The following is a 15,550-nucleotide window of genomic DNA, read 5'->3' as shown; positions in this document are numbered from 1 at the left end:
TAAAAAATACGCGCCCCCCCGACATATCCCGATACAAAGGAAAAGAAGAGAGCGCGTAATTTGCGACAACTATTAAATTGGTTGTAGTATAGCGAAATTCGATATCTCTGTAAACGACGAACACAACCCTGGACGTACCAGTAAATCTTCGCTCGCACTCTAGAGTTTTACCACCATAGGCTCCTTCTGCTTTATAACTACATTACAATTGTATGATAAAATCTTATCATCTAGTTTATTTTATTGTCAATTGCTTCATATCTGCTTCAAATGTGTTTGAAAGCATCGCTGGCATTTGTTTTTTTACTGTGATATGTTATATAAAAAAGTAGATATGCAGTAATGTTTGAAAGAGGAGACGGTATGGAAGACAGACCAAGCCGCAAAGAATTTAAAACTCGTTTAGAGCTAATGGTGCGCGAGCTTCGTAAAGATATTCTGAGCGGCAAATACTTGCCGGGAACGGCACTTCCCTCGGAGGTTGTTCTGGTTGAACAATATGCGCTAAGCAACAACTCAGTTCGCAAAGGACTGGACATGCTCGTTCAAGAAGGGCTTATTATTAAGAAACATCGGGTCGGCAGCATCGTTGCCAATCCTCATCAATCTAAAATCGTCATCACGCTAGGCTGCAGTCCGTCCATCGAGCGCGATATCTCGTTATCCCGCATACTAGAGATGTTCCACAAGGCGCATCCATCCATTCAAGTCAATGCCGTCACGATTACGGGCCCGGATTCTTTCGACTATTTGAAAACTGCTCAAACCTATCTCGAGCACGGCATAATCGATGTGATGACCATTAACAATATCAACTTCCAGGAAATCATGGAACATGAATGCACGCACTTGTTTGAACCTTTAGTTCCGCAAACCAATATGTATCCTTTTCTTAACGAAACCTTCAGTTACGACGGGCAACTTCTTGTTCAACCACTTGCCTTCTCGCCTACAGTGCTGGCATTCAATAAATCGCATTTCCGAGAAGCCGGCCTATTGGAGCCGGATAGTAGCTGGACATGGGATTACTTGATCAGAATGACGAAGAAACTCACTTCAGAAGATCGCCACGCCCTATTTTTCCATGTTCTCTCAGAAAACCGATGGCCGGTCTTCTTGCTGCAAAGCGGGATTTCAATGGCGGATAGCGCAATAGGTAAAACAGCGTTCATCAACCCGAAGCTGCTTGACAGCATTCAGCTTATGCGACAACTTATTAATGATCGCGACGTGTTTGCGCACTACTTGTCCAATCATAGCAACGATGCCGAAAATTTGATGAGACAGGGAAAAATATCGATGACCGTTCAAAACTATTTCAGCATGAATGAGTTCAAAAATACCGATATAGAATATGACATCTCGCCTCTACCTTTTATACATACGCCAACTACATTAACGCACATTATCGGAATGGGCGTTAACCGTAAATCTGCTGTGAAGGACGCTGCGAAAATATTAGTTCGCTATTTCGCATCCGAACAAGCCCAACAAGCGATTCGTGATCATACGCTCAGCATACCCGGGATAAAGCCGATTGCTGAGACAGCTCCCTCTTTCAACAGCGGACTGAATCGCCCGGCAAGCTATTCCCTATACAAAGAAATCATTCCGACATTCCGCACGCATCGCGATCTCGGGTTAACCGTCCGGGGTTTTAAAAAGATGGGAGAAATTTTAAAACTGTTTTTGTCAGGGATGATGGATACGCCTGCGCTCTGCCGCATGATGGAAGAAGAATTGCAAAGTGACTTAATAAGCAGAAGGATAGAATAAGAGGAACAGCGAAAGATGAAAATATGGGGAGCGGAGGGGATTTTCTTATGAATGATGCGTTAATGAAGATATTGATGGCTTCCTTCATCGGGAAGATAAACGTACGCTAGTAGGCATTCCGGTGAGCCAAGAGGAGATTGTCAAAGCCAGCAGCGGCTGAAAGTAAACTTTCACGAGGACTACGTACACTTTATAAAATGTTTGGAGAAGTTTTACAAACCAGTTATGTTATTTCCATGGATGGGTCCGGCGATCCGATCATCATCGATCAGGCTGGAAAGGTTTCCATTTGTTATCATGATACCGGGGAAATCAAGTTATTAGCGGATTCCCTTGAGGAGCTGATCGAGGAGCAAGTTGTTCTTATTGATGAAATATCTGGCGGAAACATGGGAGCATTCAAGGACGGAGTGTACGTTGAACCGCTTGAGCTGGAGAAGCTCATGCTGGCGGGCGAATAAACCGATCGCATATTAACAGGGAGATTGCCGGTCGGTTCGGTATCGCGGAAACGACGGTCAAGACGCATACGTTCAGAAATATCGGAAAGCTGTGCGTCAAACGTCGAGGTCAAGCCGTTGCCCGCGCCAGAGACTGGAATTGAACGAATAGGGCGGAGTATGTTGGGACACAAATAGCGCAGCCTGCAGGCTGCGCTATTTGAGTTACCAATCGACCGTATTTTCCCCACGTCGCGAAGCGGTTTGTCTACGGAAGTCGCGATGATGTACTCGCTTTCATTCATGATCTCCGGTTTAAACTGGTTTTAAACTCTCCCCTGTATACTGTTGGGAAACGCCTTACTGCATCGGAAGTGGAATTCGAAGAGACTTCGGTTAAGGAAATGGAAAGGAAGGGCCTAATGAATAAGGCAAACAACTTTAGAAAGCGAGCAATTATAGGCTTGTTGGCACTGATAACTTTAACCCTTCTGTTGATTAGCTCTGTGACGAACGGAAGGCTGTGACTACTTACGGTACCCTGCAGGACGTTCCCCCTTGGAGGAAAACGATAAGATATATACTCGGAATGGCGATGTCTTGACCGAGTAAGCCTCCCTGTATGCCACCTGTTCATGTTATACGATAACAACGAGGAAGCGCTGGAAGGCTTCAAGCAACTTAAGCATACTTAAGATCGTATCATCTTCGCCAAACGGCAAGGTGACGCGATCTTTTTTTGATGCTTGAACTTGAGGCATTGAGCAGTCAACAATTGCTGGAGCATTTCGCCGAAATGTGGTAACAATGATTAGAGGAGCAACTAATAGTATGGGGAGCGGAGGGGATTTTCTCATGAATGATGTGTTAATGAAGAGATTAATGGCTTTTCTTCATCGGGAAAATAATCGCACGCTAGTAGGCATTCCGGCGAGCCAAGAGGAGATTGTTAAGGCCCAGCAGCGGTTGGAAGTCAACTTTCACGAGGACTACGTACACTTTATCAGAACGTTTGGGGGAGCATATGCAGGTCTAGCGGTACATGCCTTCTCTAATGGCTCTAGTCTCGGAAATGAAACGGTTGTCGATTTGACGCTGGATTTCCGAGAGCAATTTAAGGAGCTTCCCATTGCCGAAGTTTTACGAACCAGTTATGTCATTTCCATGGATGGGTCCGGCGATCCGATCATCATCGATCAGGCAGGAAAGGTTTTCATCTGTTATCACGATACCGGGGAGATCAAGTTATTAGTGGATTCATTTGAGGAGCTGATCGAGGAAAATTTTTATGAATGGTGAATGTGCTCCGGCATGCGACAGGCAAGGTAGCGATTAGCTTAACGGAGGACGAGGGGAATATTGTGCTCATCTTCAAGAATGAAGCAGACAACTTGTGCGAGCAAGACATAGACAGGCTTTTTGATCGCTTTTATACAGCGGATCAGACAAGAACTAGTCGAAGAACCGGCTTGGGCATATCCATTGCCTATAATCTCATGCTAAAGAAGAACGGACGATTGACTGCGGAGCTCCATGACGGCTACTTGGAGATGAGATGCGAGTGGAAGCGAAGTTAAAAGAAGCGATATGAAAATCGGGTAACCGCATATACAGATTGATATTTCTGAAGTAAACTAATTATGTGGATTAAATTTCCAATAGGTGGTGTGATGGATTATGGGTGACCAAGTAATCAATAAACATGAGAAGTTGCTGCCAAGCGTGAAAGAAGAAGCAACAGTAAAATCAGTTGCTTGTATCGAAGTGCCAGTTACAAATATGCAACGTGCAGTCGACTTCTATGTGTTTCAATTGGGTTTCTATCTTAACACCACTAAAAATCGTCTTCCTATTGAAACAGACAACACAGAGGTATTTATCTATCCTGCATCAGGCGTTGAAATCATGCTTGTACAAACTGATGGAGAAGAACGATTAGCTTTTAATCATAAAGGAAGACCTAATCATGTTCTCATACTGGAAATTAGCGAGGACATTGAAAAATGCCATAGCAGATTAGTTGAAGCGGGTATAAGGACGAGCCCGATTAAAGATAGTGGCGGATGCGGAAAATCCTTTGATGTTTCCGACCCGGATGGGAATTTTATCAAGTTGTGGTTTGGTTATCCGAATTAATTAGCCGAATGACCGGGTTTGGAGCCAAAATGAAATTAACCTATCAGCGGTTATGCTATAATATAAAATATTTACTGGATCTAACTGTTGCAGAAGGGGGATACATATTGTGAATCGGTTGTACACAGGGAAAACAAAAGATGTATATGAGCTGGAAAACGGGGATTATCTGTTGAAGTTTAAGGATGATGTAACAGGGGAGAACGGTGTATTCGATCCTGGCGCCAATACAGTAGGGTTAGTCATGGAAGGTGCCGGGCGGGCAGGACTCCGCTTAACGAAGTTCTTTTTCGAGAAATTAAATGCAGCGAACATTCCGACGCATTACATCGATGCGGATATCGAGAGAGCAACGATGACCGTAGCTCCCGCCTCCGTGTTCGGCCAAGGACTTGAGGTCATATGTCGCTATCGCGCGGTAGGCAGTTTTCTACGTCGTTACGGCCTGTATGCGCAAGAAGGGCAAACACTGGATGCATTTGTGGAAGTGACGTTAAAGGATGATGCGCGTCAGGATCCTCCGATCAGCAAGTCTGCTCTTGAAATGCTGCGTATTTTGTCAGCCGAAGAGTACGAGGCGCTGGAAAAACTGACGAAGCAAATCAGTCAAGTCGTAAAGGACGAGCTAAGCTTGAAGGGCATCGAGCTGTATGATATCAAGTTGGAATTCGGCCGATTGAAAAAGGACGGGCAAGTTGTTCTTATTGATGAAATATCCGGCGGAAACATGAGAGCATTCAAGGACGGAGTGTACGTTGAACCGCTTGAGCTGGAGAAGCTCATGCTGGCGGGCGAATAAACCGATCGCATAAAAATAATTCATCGTAAGCGACCTACTTAGAAGTCGTTCTTCTTCCAGAATGTTTCTGGAACGAACGGTTTTTTGAGTAGGTTTTGTTGTTGAGGGATTCGGCATGCGGACCGCATTCTCGTACGGGAGCGCTCAACATCAGGGTAGTTAAAAATGTTATAGTTGTTATATAAATGCGACATTAAAAGATTAATCTTCGAAGGACGAGGAGGATTCAGTTATGATAAGCGATTTGGATTTAAAGCACCTGCGACGTTCCATTGAATTGGCAGCAATTTCGCTGGAGAAAGGCGATGAGCCATTTGGTTCAGTCCTTGTTTCAGCTGAGGGAGAAGTGCTTGCAGAAGATCATAACCACGTTGCAAGCGGCGACCATACCCAACACCCGGAATTTGCTTTGGCGCGATGGGCAGCCGCTAACCTGACACCTGAAGAAAGAAGCAAGGCGACCGTATATACCTCTGGCGAACATTGCCCTATGTGTGCGGCGGCTCACGGTTGGGTTGGTTTAGGTCGTATCGTTTATGTATGTTCGTCCGAACAACTGGTACAATGGTTGAGTGAAATGGGGGTAGCTCCATCGCGCGTTCGAAATCTTCCCATTCAGGATGTCATTCGAGATACTCCAATAGATGGACCTGTTCCTGAATTAGCGGAGCAAGTTCGTCAACTCCATAGTCAGTTTTACGCAAGGAACCGCCGTTAAACCTATCACGAAAGCCTTTATTCCAGAGTTAATAGTGTAAATTCGAGTGATTGGAAAATCGGAGGTTACTAACTATGTCTGACGTAAATGGGACAAAAGAATATCCTTGGAAGCTGAAAACACCGCCACAGACATCGGAATATGAAATGTATAAGGATGAAAAGAACGGCAAGGAGATTTTGGTCTGTACGGTAGGGAAGACGGTCTTGCATTATGATTACCGCTGTATCGCTGATCTACATGCAATGTTAAAGCAGCATGGTGATTGGGTGGAGCTTGGCAGTGCAGATGAGCAGAAGCCTGCAAAGGATGGCACTGTTGAAGCATGGGGGCGCTCGCCGGAAAACCCAGTAGGCGGATGGTATGGATTAAAGAAGGGGTTTCGAGGGCGTTTCGGGATGTATATCCCGCCATTAATGGAGGAGCTAGGTCTTGCAGAAGTCGAACATCATCCACGGAATAACCGTATGAGAGCTAAGTAATTCAAATTGAATCCTAACAGGGGGTGTATAGATGAAACAATGGACTAGTGAAATTGAGATCGATGCACCGATAGAACAAGTATGGTCATACTTTGACGGTTCATTAGAACAAATGCAGAAGATTATGCCGCAAGTGGTTGAAAATAAACCGGTCAAGATTACAGAAGAGTTTGTCGGGAGCATTTACCGTCAAAAGTACAAAGAAGGCAAACGAACGGAAGAGTATGATGTCCACACGTTGGAATATTTGAATACTCCGAATGAAAAGAAAGTGAAAATCGGTTTTACGTTAGCAAACTATTTTGAGATTACAGCTTACTACGAGCTATTTAGATTAGATCATCAAAAAACAAGGTTTAGATATACGGCAACGAATAAAGCTTTGAAGTGGTTCATTAAGTTATTTATGATTTTTGCAAACGAAAAGGTCGTTGTTAAATTTCTGGAGAAAGTAAAGACGGTCGCCGAATCGGAAGCCCGGGAATTGTAAGCCGGCAGTTTGGAAGTCTTAACTAGATAATGCAAAGAAACCACTCTTTTTCAGGAGTGGTTTCTTTGAGTTTCATTGATTGTTAATCGTATTCGATAAAAATATTCAATAAATGACAGTAAAGACCGATATCGGTAGGAAAGGGAACATCTCCGAGAGGTGTTTCTAGAATATCAGCGATGATTAGGAGGATAGATGTTAGATATTAAAAGTCAAAAGTGAGAAGGGGAGATGTGCAATGAATAAGCTAAAAGTGAAACTAACCATATTTCTAATTATTCTGCTAGGTTCAACTTCATTTCAATTTATCCAAGCAGCTCCTGCAGTTGTCGAGAAGTTTGAAGTCGTAGAGCAATGGTTTCCTGATGTGCGTATGTACCCTATCATTGTTTTAGCTGAATATAATAACGGAGTTTATGAACGAAGGCCGAACGGAGCAGGTCTTCCTGCTGGTATTTTAGCTTATTGCTTTGATAGGTCGAGAGCGTATCCACTTACGAATGATCTTCACGGTTATCGTGCCGGTGAAGAATTTTTCTCACCGCTTAAAGATATTAACAACTACTCCATTAATGGAAGGGCGATTGATGGGGATGCGCTAAGAGCGATTCTGCTCAATGGTTTTCCGACGAAAAGCGTTGCAGATTTGCAAGCGGCCACTGGTATTACAGGTTTGGACGAAGACATGGCGCTTTGGGCTACGCAATTTGCCATTTGGCATTACACGAATGGAGCGGATTTGGATAACTGGCGTGGACAGCATTATCCGCCAACACCAGCGGGAGAGGATTTGTTTAATTACTACATCAGCTTAGATCCTATAGGGCCAACCTATACAGAAGCGGATGTAGATGTATTTGATCGGCAATTATCTTTTGATGAAAATGATAATCTTGTTGTATCGGCATCCTATAAAGCAACGGAAAAGAACGATGATGGAACGGTCATATTACCATCAGTCCAGCTTGATAGCGCTACGGAGGCTAGATATCCAAATGCGACTGTAGTTGAATCAACATACAACAATTCAAGTCTTGACAGTAGGACGATCACGATTACAATCGCTAAAGGCGATTATGATGATACGGCTTTGGATGTAGATATTGGTCTCCAATTTATGATGGGGCAATCTGTCAACGATGTGTTCATCACTTCGTCAGTGGGATATGTCGATGATATTCAAGATTTAGGCGCGGTCGCAGCCACTGTATTGGATGTGCAAAGAAATGTGCTATTGAAATTTAATATTCCCGTGCCACCAACGCCAGCACCAACATCAACACCAACGCCAACACCAACATCAACGTCAACGTCAACGCCAACGCCAACACCAACAGAAAAACCAGAACTGGCAGAAGAGCCAACGCCAACGCCAACAGAAGAACCGGAACCGGCAGAAGAGCCAACACCAACGCCAACAGAAGAACCGGAACCGGTAGAAGAGCCAGCGCCAACGCCAACGCCATTTGAACCGACAATCAAAACTGTAGAAATAAACGTCCTTCCAAAAACAGGTGAGGCAAGTAAAGTTGTATTTTATGTTGTAGGAGCGGTATTTATTGTCGTCGCTTTGTGGTTATTAAGAAGAAGAGAGCGTGGGTAGAGGTTGAATAAATGATCCGATGGGTAGCTCCGATTTAATGTATACTATTTTCAAAAGGTGTACTGAGTCTTTACGAAGGAGGTTTGTCGATGCTCCATATCGTAAACGGAGATATTGTCGGCGATAAGTTAAGGGCGGGAAATATCCGCGGAGATATCCTGGTCTGGAGAGAAGTGTATCCGGTAGGTCCGGTCTTCGTTGAAATGGACGAACCCCATCAGAAGTCGCCAAGAGTGGAATATCTGGAGAGAACGTTGGGTATTTCGGCAGATGACTACGTGACCCATTATAAGTCGCAAGAACAGATTTTGCAGAACTTCCACAAATACAACGAGATCGTATTATGGTTCGAACATGATTTGTTTGATCAGCTCATGTTAAGCTATTTGTTGCATTGGTTTTCAAAGCAGACGCTAGGACATACAAAACTAAATCTATTGTGTATTGGCGACTATCCGGGTATTGATTTGTTTCGAGGATTGGGCCAGCTTTCAGCAAAGCAGTTGGAAACATTAGCTGGTACGTGGCAGAGGATCGGACAGAAGGAGCTTGAGACGGGCAGCAGGATCTGGGAGGCATACACTTCTCCGGATGTAGAACGGCATGTTGAAATTTTGCATCAAGATACATCGGCACTGCCTTTCGCCCACGCGGCACTTGAACTGCACGTATCCCGCCTGCCTTCCGCCAAGAATGGACTGGGAATCGTAGAGCAAACAACTTTGGAGTTGATCCGGCATGGGGTGAATACCCCTCACGAGCTATTTAAAGAAATCGGGAACCGTTTAAGCGTGCTAGGTATGGGTGATTTGGAATTTTGGTATCGACTGCGTTGTATGTCGGAACGGCCGCATGCGCTTTTGGAGATACGGGGCCCTCATACATTTCCTGATTATCGCAAAAAAACAACCGCATCCTTTGAAAAATGCGAAGTAGCATTAACCGGGGCAGGGATGGCAGTAGCCGCGGGGGTAAAGGACTGGGTAGAGATGAAGGGAATAAATGAGTGGTATGGCGGTCTACGGCTACATGACGATTTAACATGGCGCTGGGACTCTGACAGAAAGCAGTTAGTTTATACGGAATAAGGGAATAACTTGCGTTACCGACAGTATGGTAGTCAGAATGTAACGGAATAGGAAAATATAAGTTGTAAAAATAGCTCTCCAGCAGCCATCGAAATGAGAAGGCTGTTAGGAGGGCTATTTATTTCGGGAACTGCTGCACCTTACATTCAAAAACGAGAACCTCAAATTAAGAACCTCAATAAGCCGCCATAAAGCACCCCAGTTGCAGGATGAGAACTACTTATCTTGCGGCTGAGGTGCTATTCTTTGTGCATCAACCGCAAGAACAAGGGCACAAGGAGGCTAAATGGATGTATCCATACTCAGAGCAGGAGCTGCTGGCGCAAGCCTCGCAGCGCACCTTTTCCGGAGGAGCGACCGAAGCTAAATTTTTACTTGGCGGCATAGGCACGGGCAATCTATCAGTCGGTTCTCGCGGCCAATTATGCGATTGGGAAATATTTAATAAGCAAGGGAAAGGCAATAAACTGCCCTACACCTTTTTTGCAATCCGAACACAACAAGATGGACAACCACCCATTGCCAAAGTATTAGAATCGCAGCTGGAAGGTGCTTTTTCCTATGCTTGCGGCTTTCATACAAGCGAGCTGGCCGGACTGCCGCGCTTTGCAGCATCGGAGATGAAAGGAGAATATCCCTTTGTTACAGTGGATCTCCTGGATGATGCGTTGCCGGTACAAGTGCAAATGGAGGCATTTACCCCTTTTATTCCGTTAAATGCAGATGACTCCGGCATACCGGCCGCTATGATCCGTTACAAGCTAACCAATCGCGCAAATAACCCTGTCGATGTCACGATTGCAGGTTCGTTAGCAAATGTCGTTGGATTGGAGCAAATGGACAAACATGCAAACGTAAAGCTTGCGGAGCAAGTAAGAAATCAATTTCGGCAGGGGGAAAACGTAAGCGGACTGTACTATGACGCGCCTGGGCTAAACGAAGATCATAGAACTTATGGCTCGATGGCGATTATGACATCGACTCCTATGGAGCAAGTGACTGTAAAAGAAGCATGGCTGGATGGATTTTGGTCTGATGGTATTCATGATTTTTGGGATGATTTTTGCGAGGATGGTTTATTGCAGTTCCGTTCGGAAGCGCATGGGCAAAGAGGCCGTCTGATGAATAAATCAAAGCTGCGCATCGGCTCGCTTGGTATAAAGCGAACATTGGAAGCAGGCGAATGCTATACGTTTGAATTTGCTATTGCCTGGCATTTTCCTAACCGCCCAAAGTGGTGGGAAGGCGGCAATACGTTTAAAGATGACGGCAGACGTGAAATCGAAAAAAACTATTACATCCATTTATTTGCTAATGCTTGGGATGCAGGAACTTATCTATTAAACAACCTTCCACGTTTAGAGCAGCATTCGCGTAATTTTCATCGGGCGTTGTTCGGCAGCACATTGCCTGGTTATGTACTTGAAGCTCTATCGAGCAACATAACCGTGCTTCGCAGTACAACTTGCTTTCGCATTTTTAACGGAACCTTCCTCGGCTGGGAAGGCGGTCTTGATCAAGGCGGAAGCTGTGAGGGCTCCTGTACGCATGTGTGGAATTATGCGCATACGCTGGCCTTCTTATTCCCTGATCTGGAACGTTCCATGCGCCGGGTCGAGTTTCTGCTTGAAACGGATGAGCAAGGCAGTATGGCATTCCGTACCAATCAAGTGCTGGGCGGTGATAAATGGGATATGATTCCCGCTACTGATGGCCAGTTGGGGACGATTGTCCGTTTGTACCGAGAATGGAAGCTAAGCGGGGATGATGCTTTTTTACACGAAGTGTGGGGAAAAGCGAGTCTTGCTTTAGATTTTGCTTTTCGTTATTGGGATTCCGACGGCGATTTTGTACTCGATAGCGAGCAGCACAATACTTATGATATCGAGTTCCATGGTCCGAATTCGCATTCCAACTCGATGTTTTACGCTGCTTTAAAGGCCGGGATGGAAATGGCGCAATATTTGAGGGATGACGGGCGGGCCGAACGCTATAAATCCGCCTTCGAAAAAGGCAGCCATAAAATGGACGAGCTGCTGTGGGGCGGCGAATATTACGTACAGCAGTTAGACGATATCGACGAGTACCGTTACCAATACGGCACGGGCTGCCTGTCCGATCAATTACTCGGTCAATGGATGGCCCATGTGGCGGGACTCGGTTATATTTTGCCGGAGGATCATGTTAAAAAAGCCATTCAATCGATATTCAAATATAACTTCCGTTCCACCTTGTCGGAACATCACAATGTTCAACGCACCTTTGCGCTAAACGATGAGAGCGGGCTGCTGCTTTGCTCCTGGCCAAATGGCGGCAGACCGAAGCTGCCGTTCGTGTATGCGGATGAAGTATGGACAGGCATCGAATACCAGGTTGCCGCACATCTGATTTACGAAGGTTTTGTGCAAGAAGGACTTTCACTTGTAAAAGCAGTTCGCGACCGCCATGACGGATATAAACGAAATCCATGGAATGAAGTGGAATGCGGACATCATTATGCCAGATCGATGGCAAGCTGGGCGCTTTTGACCTCGCTTAGCGGTTATTCTTTCGACATGGTCAATCGTACGCTATCTTTTGCTCCCCGAATAAATGAAGAACAGTTCAGCTGCTTTTGGAGCACGGGTACAGCGTGGGGAGTTTACAATCAAACGATAAATACCGCGACAGGTGAAAAAGATTGGTCGATCGATGTTTTGTATGGCGAAATTAGCGATGTGTCCGTTAATGGAGCACAAAAGAAAGTCGATTAGGACTCTAAAAATCGAGAACCTCGTAATTAGAACCTTTGTATCCTGCACAAACAGAACCAAAGCTGCAAATTGCGAACTATTTGTACCAATGGAACGATGCTATTCTCAAGATGCCGGCAACAATAGAAGGGGTGAGAGCGTGACAGGGAAATTGAAGCTTGGAATTATCGGGTTAGGAGAAATTGCTCAAATTGCTCACTTGCCGATTCTTTCCTCCTTACGAGACCAATTTGAAATTACCGCGATATGCGATGTGTCTCCACAATTAGTCCAGGCGATTGGACGGCAATATCATGTAGACAAACGTTATCTTACTTCAGCAGACTTGGTTGCTGATCCTGATATAGAGGCAGTGTTTGTTTTAAATAGCGACGAGTATCACGCGGATAACGTTATTGCGGCTCTAGAAAACGGCAAACATGCTTTTGTCGAGAAGCCAATGGCTCTCAATATGGAGGATGCCGAACGGATTATGGCCGCGGAAAAGGCATCCGGCAAAAAAGTGATGGTTGGCTATATGCGCCGCTACGCTCCGGCATTTAGACAAGCGCTCGAAGAAGTGAAGCAGATGAAGCATATTAACTACGCGCGCTTTAGAGACATTATTGGCTACAACCATTATTTCATTAAACAAACGCAAAATGTATTCCGTTTTTCCGATATCCCTGCCGAGCTGGCTGCCCAAAAAGAAGCAAGAGGCAAGGAGCAGGTTTACAAAGCGATTGGCGATAGCGCCGAGTTATACTCGAACACATATCGCTGGATGGCCGGATTATGCAGTCATGATTTCTCCGCTATGCGCGAAATGCTTGGCATGCCAAAACGCGTCGTTGCCGCTACGAAGTGGAGCGAGCGGAATTTTATGAATGTCCTGTTCGAATACGAAGGGTTTCATGTCGTCTATGAGGTAGGCTTTGATCATCATATTAGATTTGATGCTGCGATCGAAATATTTGGCGATCAGAAAACCGTTCATGTCCAGTATGACTCGGGTTACATTCGCCACTTGCCGACAACATTGAAAATCGAACAATCGGAAGGCACCAGCTATACGGAATCGGTTATCCGTCCCACTTATACAGATCCGTATACTTGCGAAATTTTACATTTTTACGAAGCTGTCAAAGAAGGCAAGCCGTTAAATACGACAGCGGAAGATGCCATCGATGATTTGCGGTTATTCCAAATGATTGTTCAAGCCATCGAAGCGGCGCAATAATCAGTTTCTATCTATGAAGGAGCAAATATGCAAAGGAAACTAAAGGTTGGTTTAATTGGCTATGGTTATGCGGGCAAAAATTTTCACGCACCGCTGATCACCTCGATTCCGGGCATGGAGCTTGCCAAAGTCGTACAGCAGAAGCTGGATAGCGCCAAAGAACGCTACCCTGGGGTGGAAGTGGTGAGAAGCGCAAATGATTTGTTTCAAGATCAATCGATCGATCTGATTATCATTGCAACGCCAAGTACGGATCATTACACGTTTACGCGCGATGCACTGCTAGCCGGCAAACATGTTATTGTCGAAAAACCGTTTACGGTTCGATCTTCGGAAGCCCGTTCATTAATTGCCTTGGCCAGAGAGCAAAAAAAGATGTTGTCTGTTTTTCATAATCGGCGGTTTGATGGCGACTTTAAAACGATTAGAGAATTACATGGTCAAGGCCTGCTTGGCCGCTTGACCGATGTCCGCTTTAGTTGGGATCGTTATATGCCAAAAGTCGATGTATCCGCGTGGAGGGAAAGCAGCGCTCCCGGCGCAGGTATTTTATATGATCTCGCCATTCATTTTATTGATCAAGCCCTATATTTATTTGGAATGCCGAGCCATATCCATGCAGATATTCGCAAACAACGCGAGCACGCTGAAACAGACGATTTCTTTGACATCGTATTGACGTATGAAAACGGACCGCGCGTAACGCTGGAAGCCTCGCTGCTGCGCCGGGAAAAAGGGCCGCGCTATACGCTGCATGGCACAAAGGGCTCCTTTGTAAAGTATGGAGAAGATCCGCAGGAAGAAGCGTTACTGCAAGGATTAACGCCTGCGTGGGCAGATTGGGGTAAAGATAAGCCCGATCGCTTTGGAGCTTTGGATCTGACATTTGCAGGGCAGCATTTCATCGGCCGTATCGAAACAATGGCGGGCAGCTACGAGCAATATTATCAAAACGTGTATGATCACATCGTCCATGGGGCTGAGCTGATCGTAAAGCCTGAGGATGCACAGGCAGCCGTTCGTTTAATTGAATTGGCGCAAGAAAGCAGCGAGAGCGGCAAGACGATAGCGGTCAATCTGTAAACTAGGGCACGAACTTGGCAACTTAAAGGAGGTGCGGCATGGGATTTTTTAAAGAAATATATCGCAATCGAAGTCTTTATACTTTAGCATTGCCTGGATTACTGTTTCTGGTCATCTTTGCTTATATACCTATGTTTGGTCATTTGATCGCTTTCAAAAAGTTTAATGCAACAATCGGATTCTGGAACAGCCCTTGGATAGGCTTTAAAAACTTCGAGTTTTTCTTTTCTTCGGGTCAATGGCTTGAAGTGACATGGAACACGATTTTTCTAAATTCCTTATTTATTATTTTTGGTTTGGGTCTTGCTGTCGTGATGGCCATACTGTTGAATGAGATTCGACTCGCTATAGTAAAACGATTTGCTCAATCCATTATTTTTATGCCGTATTTTATATCATGGATGGTAGTCAGCTTAATGGTTTACGCTCTGTTAAACACGACAGACGGCATGATCAACCAAATGCTCAAATCATTGGGCATGGATGCCGTAGGCTGGTACAATAACGCAAATTTCTGGCCATCTATATTGACGATCGTTTATGTATGGAAAATGGCAGGGTACTATTCGATTATTTTCTTAGCTTCCATAACGGGCATTTCCAGTGATTATTATGAAAGTGCTCGGATAGACGGCGCAACTCGTTTTCAGCAAATCCGTCATATCACTTTGCCATTAATCCGTCCAACGATTATCGTGTTGGCGCTGCTTGCAGTCGGTCGTATTTTTTATGGAGACTTCGCGATGATCTACGGCATCATTGGTGATAACGCGGCACTGTTTTCTACAACGGATGTAATCGATACTTTCTCGTATCGCGCGCTTAGACAGCTTGGCGATTTCGGAATGTCATCATCCGTTGCCCTGTATCAGTCCATCATGGGCGTCGTGGCGATTATATTATTTAACTGGATCATTCGAAAAGTAGATAAAGATTCCGCATTGTTTTAGCGAAAGGGTGAGA

Annotated in this window: 15 protein-coding genes and 1 pseudogene; all 16 read left to right on the top strand. The window is 45.0% G+C overall.

Going from position 1 to position 15,550, the window contains the following annotated elements; translation table 11 throughout:
* Positions 1-363 precede the first annotated feature (363 nt).
* The 16 genes and pseudogenes from B1748_RS13175 to B1748_RS13105 all read left to right on the top strand — a co-directional run bounded on the left by B1748_RS13175 (position 364) and on the right by B1748_RS13105 (position 15,537).
* Complete coding sequence (locus tag B1748_RS13175; protein WP_179215565.1) at positions 364-1,776, top strand: extracellular solute-binding protein; 1,413 nt, start codon at positions 364-366, stop codon at positions 1,774-1,776.
* A gap of 353 nt (positions 1,777-2,129) precedes the next feature.
* Positions 2,130-2,237, top strand: a pseudogene (locus tag B1748_RS36835) (phosphoribosylaminoimidazolesuccinocarboxamide synthase); the annotation flags it as partial.
* Positions 2,234-2,380 carry a helix-turn-helix transcriptional regulator gene (locus B1748_RS38025; protein WP_108991136.1) on the top strand — a complete coding sequence of 49 codons (147 nt, stop codon included), beginning with the start codon at positions 2,234-2,236 and terminating at the stop codon, positions 2,378-2,380. The pseudogene B1748_RS36835 and the gene B1748_RS38025, both read left to right, overlap by 4 nt.
* A 691-nt stretch (positions 2,381-3,071) precedes the next feature.
* Positions 3,072-3,515, top strand: a complete 444-nt coding sequence (locus B1748_RS13165; RefSeq protein WP_087568504.1) for an SMI1/KNR4 family protein — start codon at positions 3,072-3,074, stop codon at positions 3,513-3,515.
* Positions 3,509-3,793, top strand: coding sequence for an ATP-binding protein (locus B1748_RS13160; protein ID WP_087568382.1), 285 nt, complete (start codon positions 3,509-3,511; stop codon positions 3,791-3,793). The genes B1748_RS13165 and B1748_RS13160 overlap by 7 nt, the downstream gene beginning before the upstream one ends.
* A gap of 100 nt (positions 3,794-3,893) precedes the next feature.
* Positions 3,894-4,352: a VOC family protein gene (locus tag B1748_RS13155; protein ID WP_087568381.1), complete on the top strand. Its 459-nt coding sequence runs from the start codon at positions 3,894-3,896 to the stop codon at positions 4,350-4,352.
* 109 nt (positions 4,353-4,461) lie between these two features.
* On the top strand, positions 4,462-5,151 hold the full coding sequence (locus B1748_RS13150) for a phosphoribosylaminoimidazolesuccinocarboxamide synthase (protein WP_087568380.1): 690 nt from the start codon (positions 4,462-4,464) through the stop codon (positions 5,149-5,151).
* A 232-nt stretch (positions 5,152-5,383) separates the two neighbouring features.
* Positions 5,384-5,869, top strand: coding sequence for a nucleoside deaminase (locus B1748_RS13145; protein ID WP_087568379.1), 486 nt, complete (start codon positions 5,384-5,386; stop codon positions 5,867-5,869).
* Positions 5,870-5,943: 74 nt separating this feature from the next.
* Positions 5,944-6,351 carry a DUF6855 family protein gene (locus B1748_RS13140; RefSeq protein ID WP_087568378.1) on the top strand — a complete coding sequence of 136 codons (408 nt, stop codon included), beginning with the start codon at positions 5,944-5,946 and terminating at the stop codon, positions 6,349-6,351.
* A gap of 31 nt (positions 6,352-6,382) precedes the next feature.
* Complete coding sequence (locus B1748_RS13135) at positions 6,383-6,841, top strand: SRPBCC family protein (RefSeq protein ID WP_087568377.1); 459 nt, start codon at positions 6,383-6,385, stop codon at positions 6,839-6,841.
* Between the two features lie 238 nt (positions 6,842-7,079).
* Complete coding sequence (locus tag B1748_RS13130) at positions 7,080-8,444, top strand: TQXA domain-containing protein (protein ID WP_087568376.1); 1,365 nt, start codon at positions 7,080-7,082, stop codon at positions 8,442-8,444.
* An 89-nt stretch (positions 8,445-8,533) separates the two neighbouring features.
* Positions 8,534-9,532 (top strand): DUF1835 domain-containing protein, encoded by a 999-nt coding sequence (locus B1748_RS13125; RefSeq protein WP_087568375.1) that lies wholly within the window; start codon positions 8,534-8,536, stop codon positions 9,530-9,532.
* 290 nt (positions 9,533-9,822) lie between these two features.
* Positions 9,823-12,285: a GH116 family glycosyl-hydrolase gene (locus B1748_RS13120; RefSeq protein ID WP_087568374.1), complete on the top strand. Its 2,463-nt coding sequence runs from the start codon at positions 9,823-9,825 to the stop codon at positions 12,283-12,285.
* Positions 12,260-13,504: a Gfo/Idh/MocA family protein gene (locus B1748_RS13115; protein ID WP_218781628.1), complete on the top strand. Its 1,245-nt coding sequence runs from the start codon at positions 12,260-12,262 to the stop codon at positions 13,502-13,504. Before B1748_RS13120 ends, B1748_RS13115 begins: the two co-directional genes overlap by 26 nt.
* 27 nt (positions 13,505-13,531) lie before the next feature.
* Positions 13,532-14,587 (top strand): oxidoreductase, encoded by a 1,056-nt coding sequence (locus B1748_RS13110; RefSeq protein WP_087568372.1) that lies wholly within the window; start codon positions 13,532-13,534, stop codon positions 14,585-14,587.
* 38 nt (positions 14,588-14,625) lie between these two features.
* Positions 14,626-15,537 carry an ABC transporter permease gene (locus B1748_RS13105; protein WP_087568371.1) on the top strand — a complete coding sequence of 304 codons (912 nt, stop codon included), beginning with the start codon at positions 14,626-14,628 and terminating at the stop codon, positions 15,535-15,537.
* The last annotated feature ends 13 nt before the right edge of the window (positions 15,538-15,550 follow it).

The organism is Paenibacillus sp. MY03 (assembly GCF_002165585.1).
GTDB classification, from domain to species: Bacteria; Bacillota; Bacilli; order Paenibacillales; family Paenibacillaceae; genus Pristimantibacillus; species Pristimantibacillus agaridevorans.
Note: the sequence above shows the minus strand (reverse complement) of the source record. Positions and strands in the feature narration are given on the sequence as shown.

What these genes read in the sequence shown, in the direction of transcription:
- B1748_RS13115 (WP_218781628.1), top strand. Translation starts at nt 12,260, where the DNA reads ATGGAGCACAAAAGAAAGTCGATTAGGACTCTAAAAATCGAGAACCTC.
- B1748_RS13160 (WP_087568382.1), top strand. Translation starts at nt 3,509, where the DNA reads ATGGTGAATGTGCTCCGGCATGCGACAGGCAAGGTAGCGATTAGCTTA.
- B1748_RS13135 (WP_087568377.1), top strand. Translation starts at nt 6,383, where the DNA reads ATGAAACAATGGACTAGTGAAATTGAGATCGATGCACCGATAGAACAA.
- B1748_RS13140 (WP_087568378.1), top strand. Translation starts at nt 5,944, where the DNA reads ATGTCTGACGTAAATGGGACAAAAGAATATCCTTGGAAGCTGAAAACA.
- B1748_RS13110 (WP_087568372.1), top strand. Translation starts at nt 13,532, where the DNA reads ATGCAAAGGAAACTAAAGGTTGGTTTAATTGGCTATGGTTATGCGGGC.
- B1748_RS13145 (WP_087568379.1), top strand. Translation starts at nt 5,384, where the DNA reads ATGATAAGCGATTTGGATTTAAAGCACCTGCGACGTTCCATTGAATTG.
- B1748_RS13165 (WP_087568504.1), top strand. Translation starts at nt 3,072, where the DNA reads ATGAATGATGTGTTAATGAAGAGATTAATGGCTTTTCTTCATCGGGAA.
- B1748_RS13120 (WP_087568374.1), top strand. Translation starts at nt 9,823, where the DNA reads ATGTATCCATACTCAGAGCAGGAGCTGCTGGCGCAAGCCTCGCAGCGC.
- B1748_RS13175 (WP_179215565.1), top strand. Translation starts at nt 364, where the DNA reads ATGGAAGACAGACCAAGCCGCAAAGAATTTAAAACTCGTTTAGAGCTA.
- B1748_RS13130 (WP_087568376.1), top strand. Translation starts at nt 7,080, where the DNA reads ATGAATAAGCTAAAAGTGAAACTAACCATATTTCTAATTATTCTGCTA.
- B1748_RS13155 (WP_087568381.1), top strand. Translation starts at nt 3,894, where the DNA reads ATGGGTGACCAAGTAATCAATAAACATGAGAAGTTGCTGCCAAGCGTG.
- B1748_RS13105 (WP_087568371.1), top strand. Translation starts at nt 14,626, where the DNA reads ATGGGATTTTTTAAAGAAATATATCGCAATCGAAGTCTTTATACTTTA.
- B1748_RS13125 (WP_087568375.1), top strand. Translation starts at nt 8,534, where the DNA reads ATGCTCCATATCGTAAACGGAGATATTGTCGGCGATAAGTTAAGGGCG.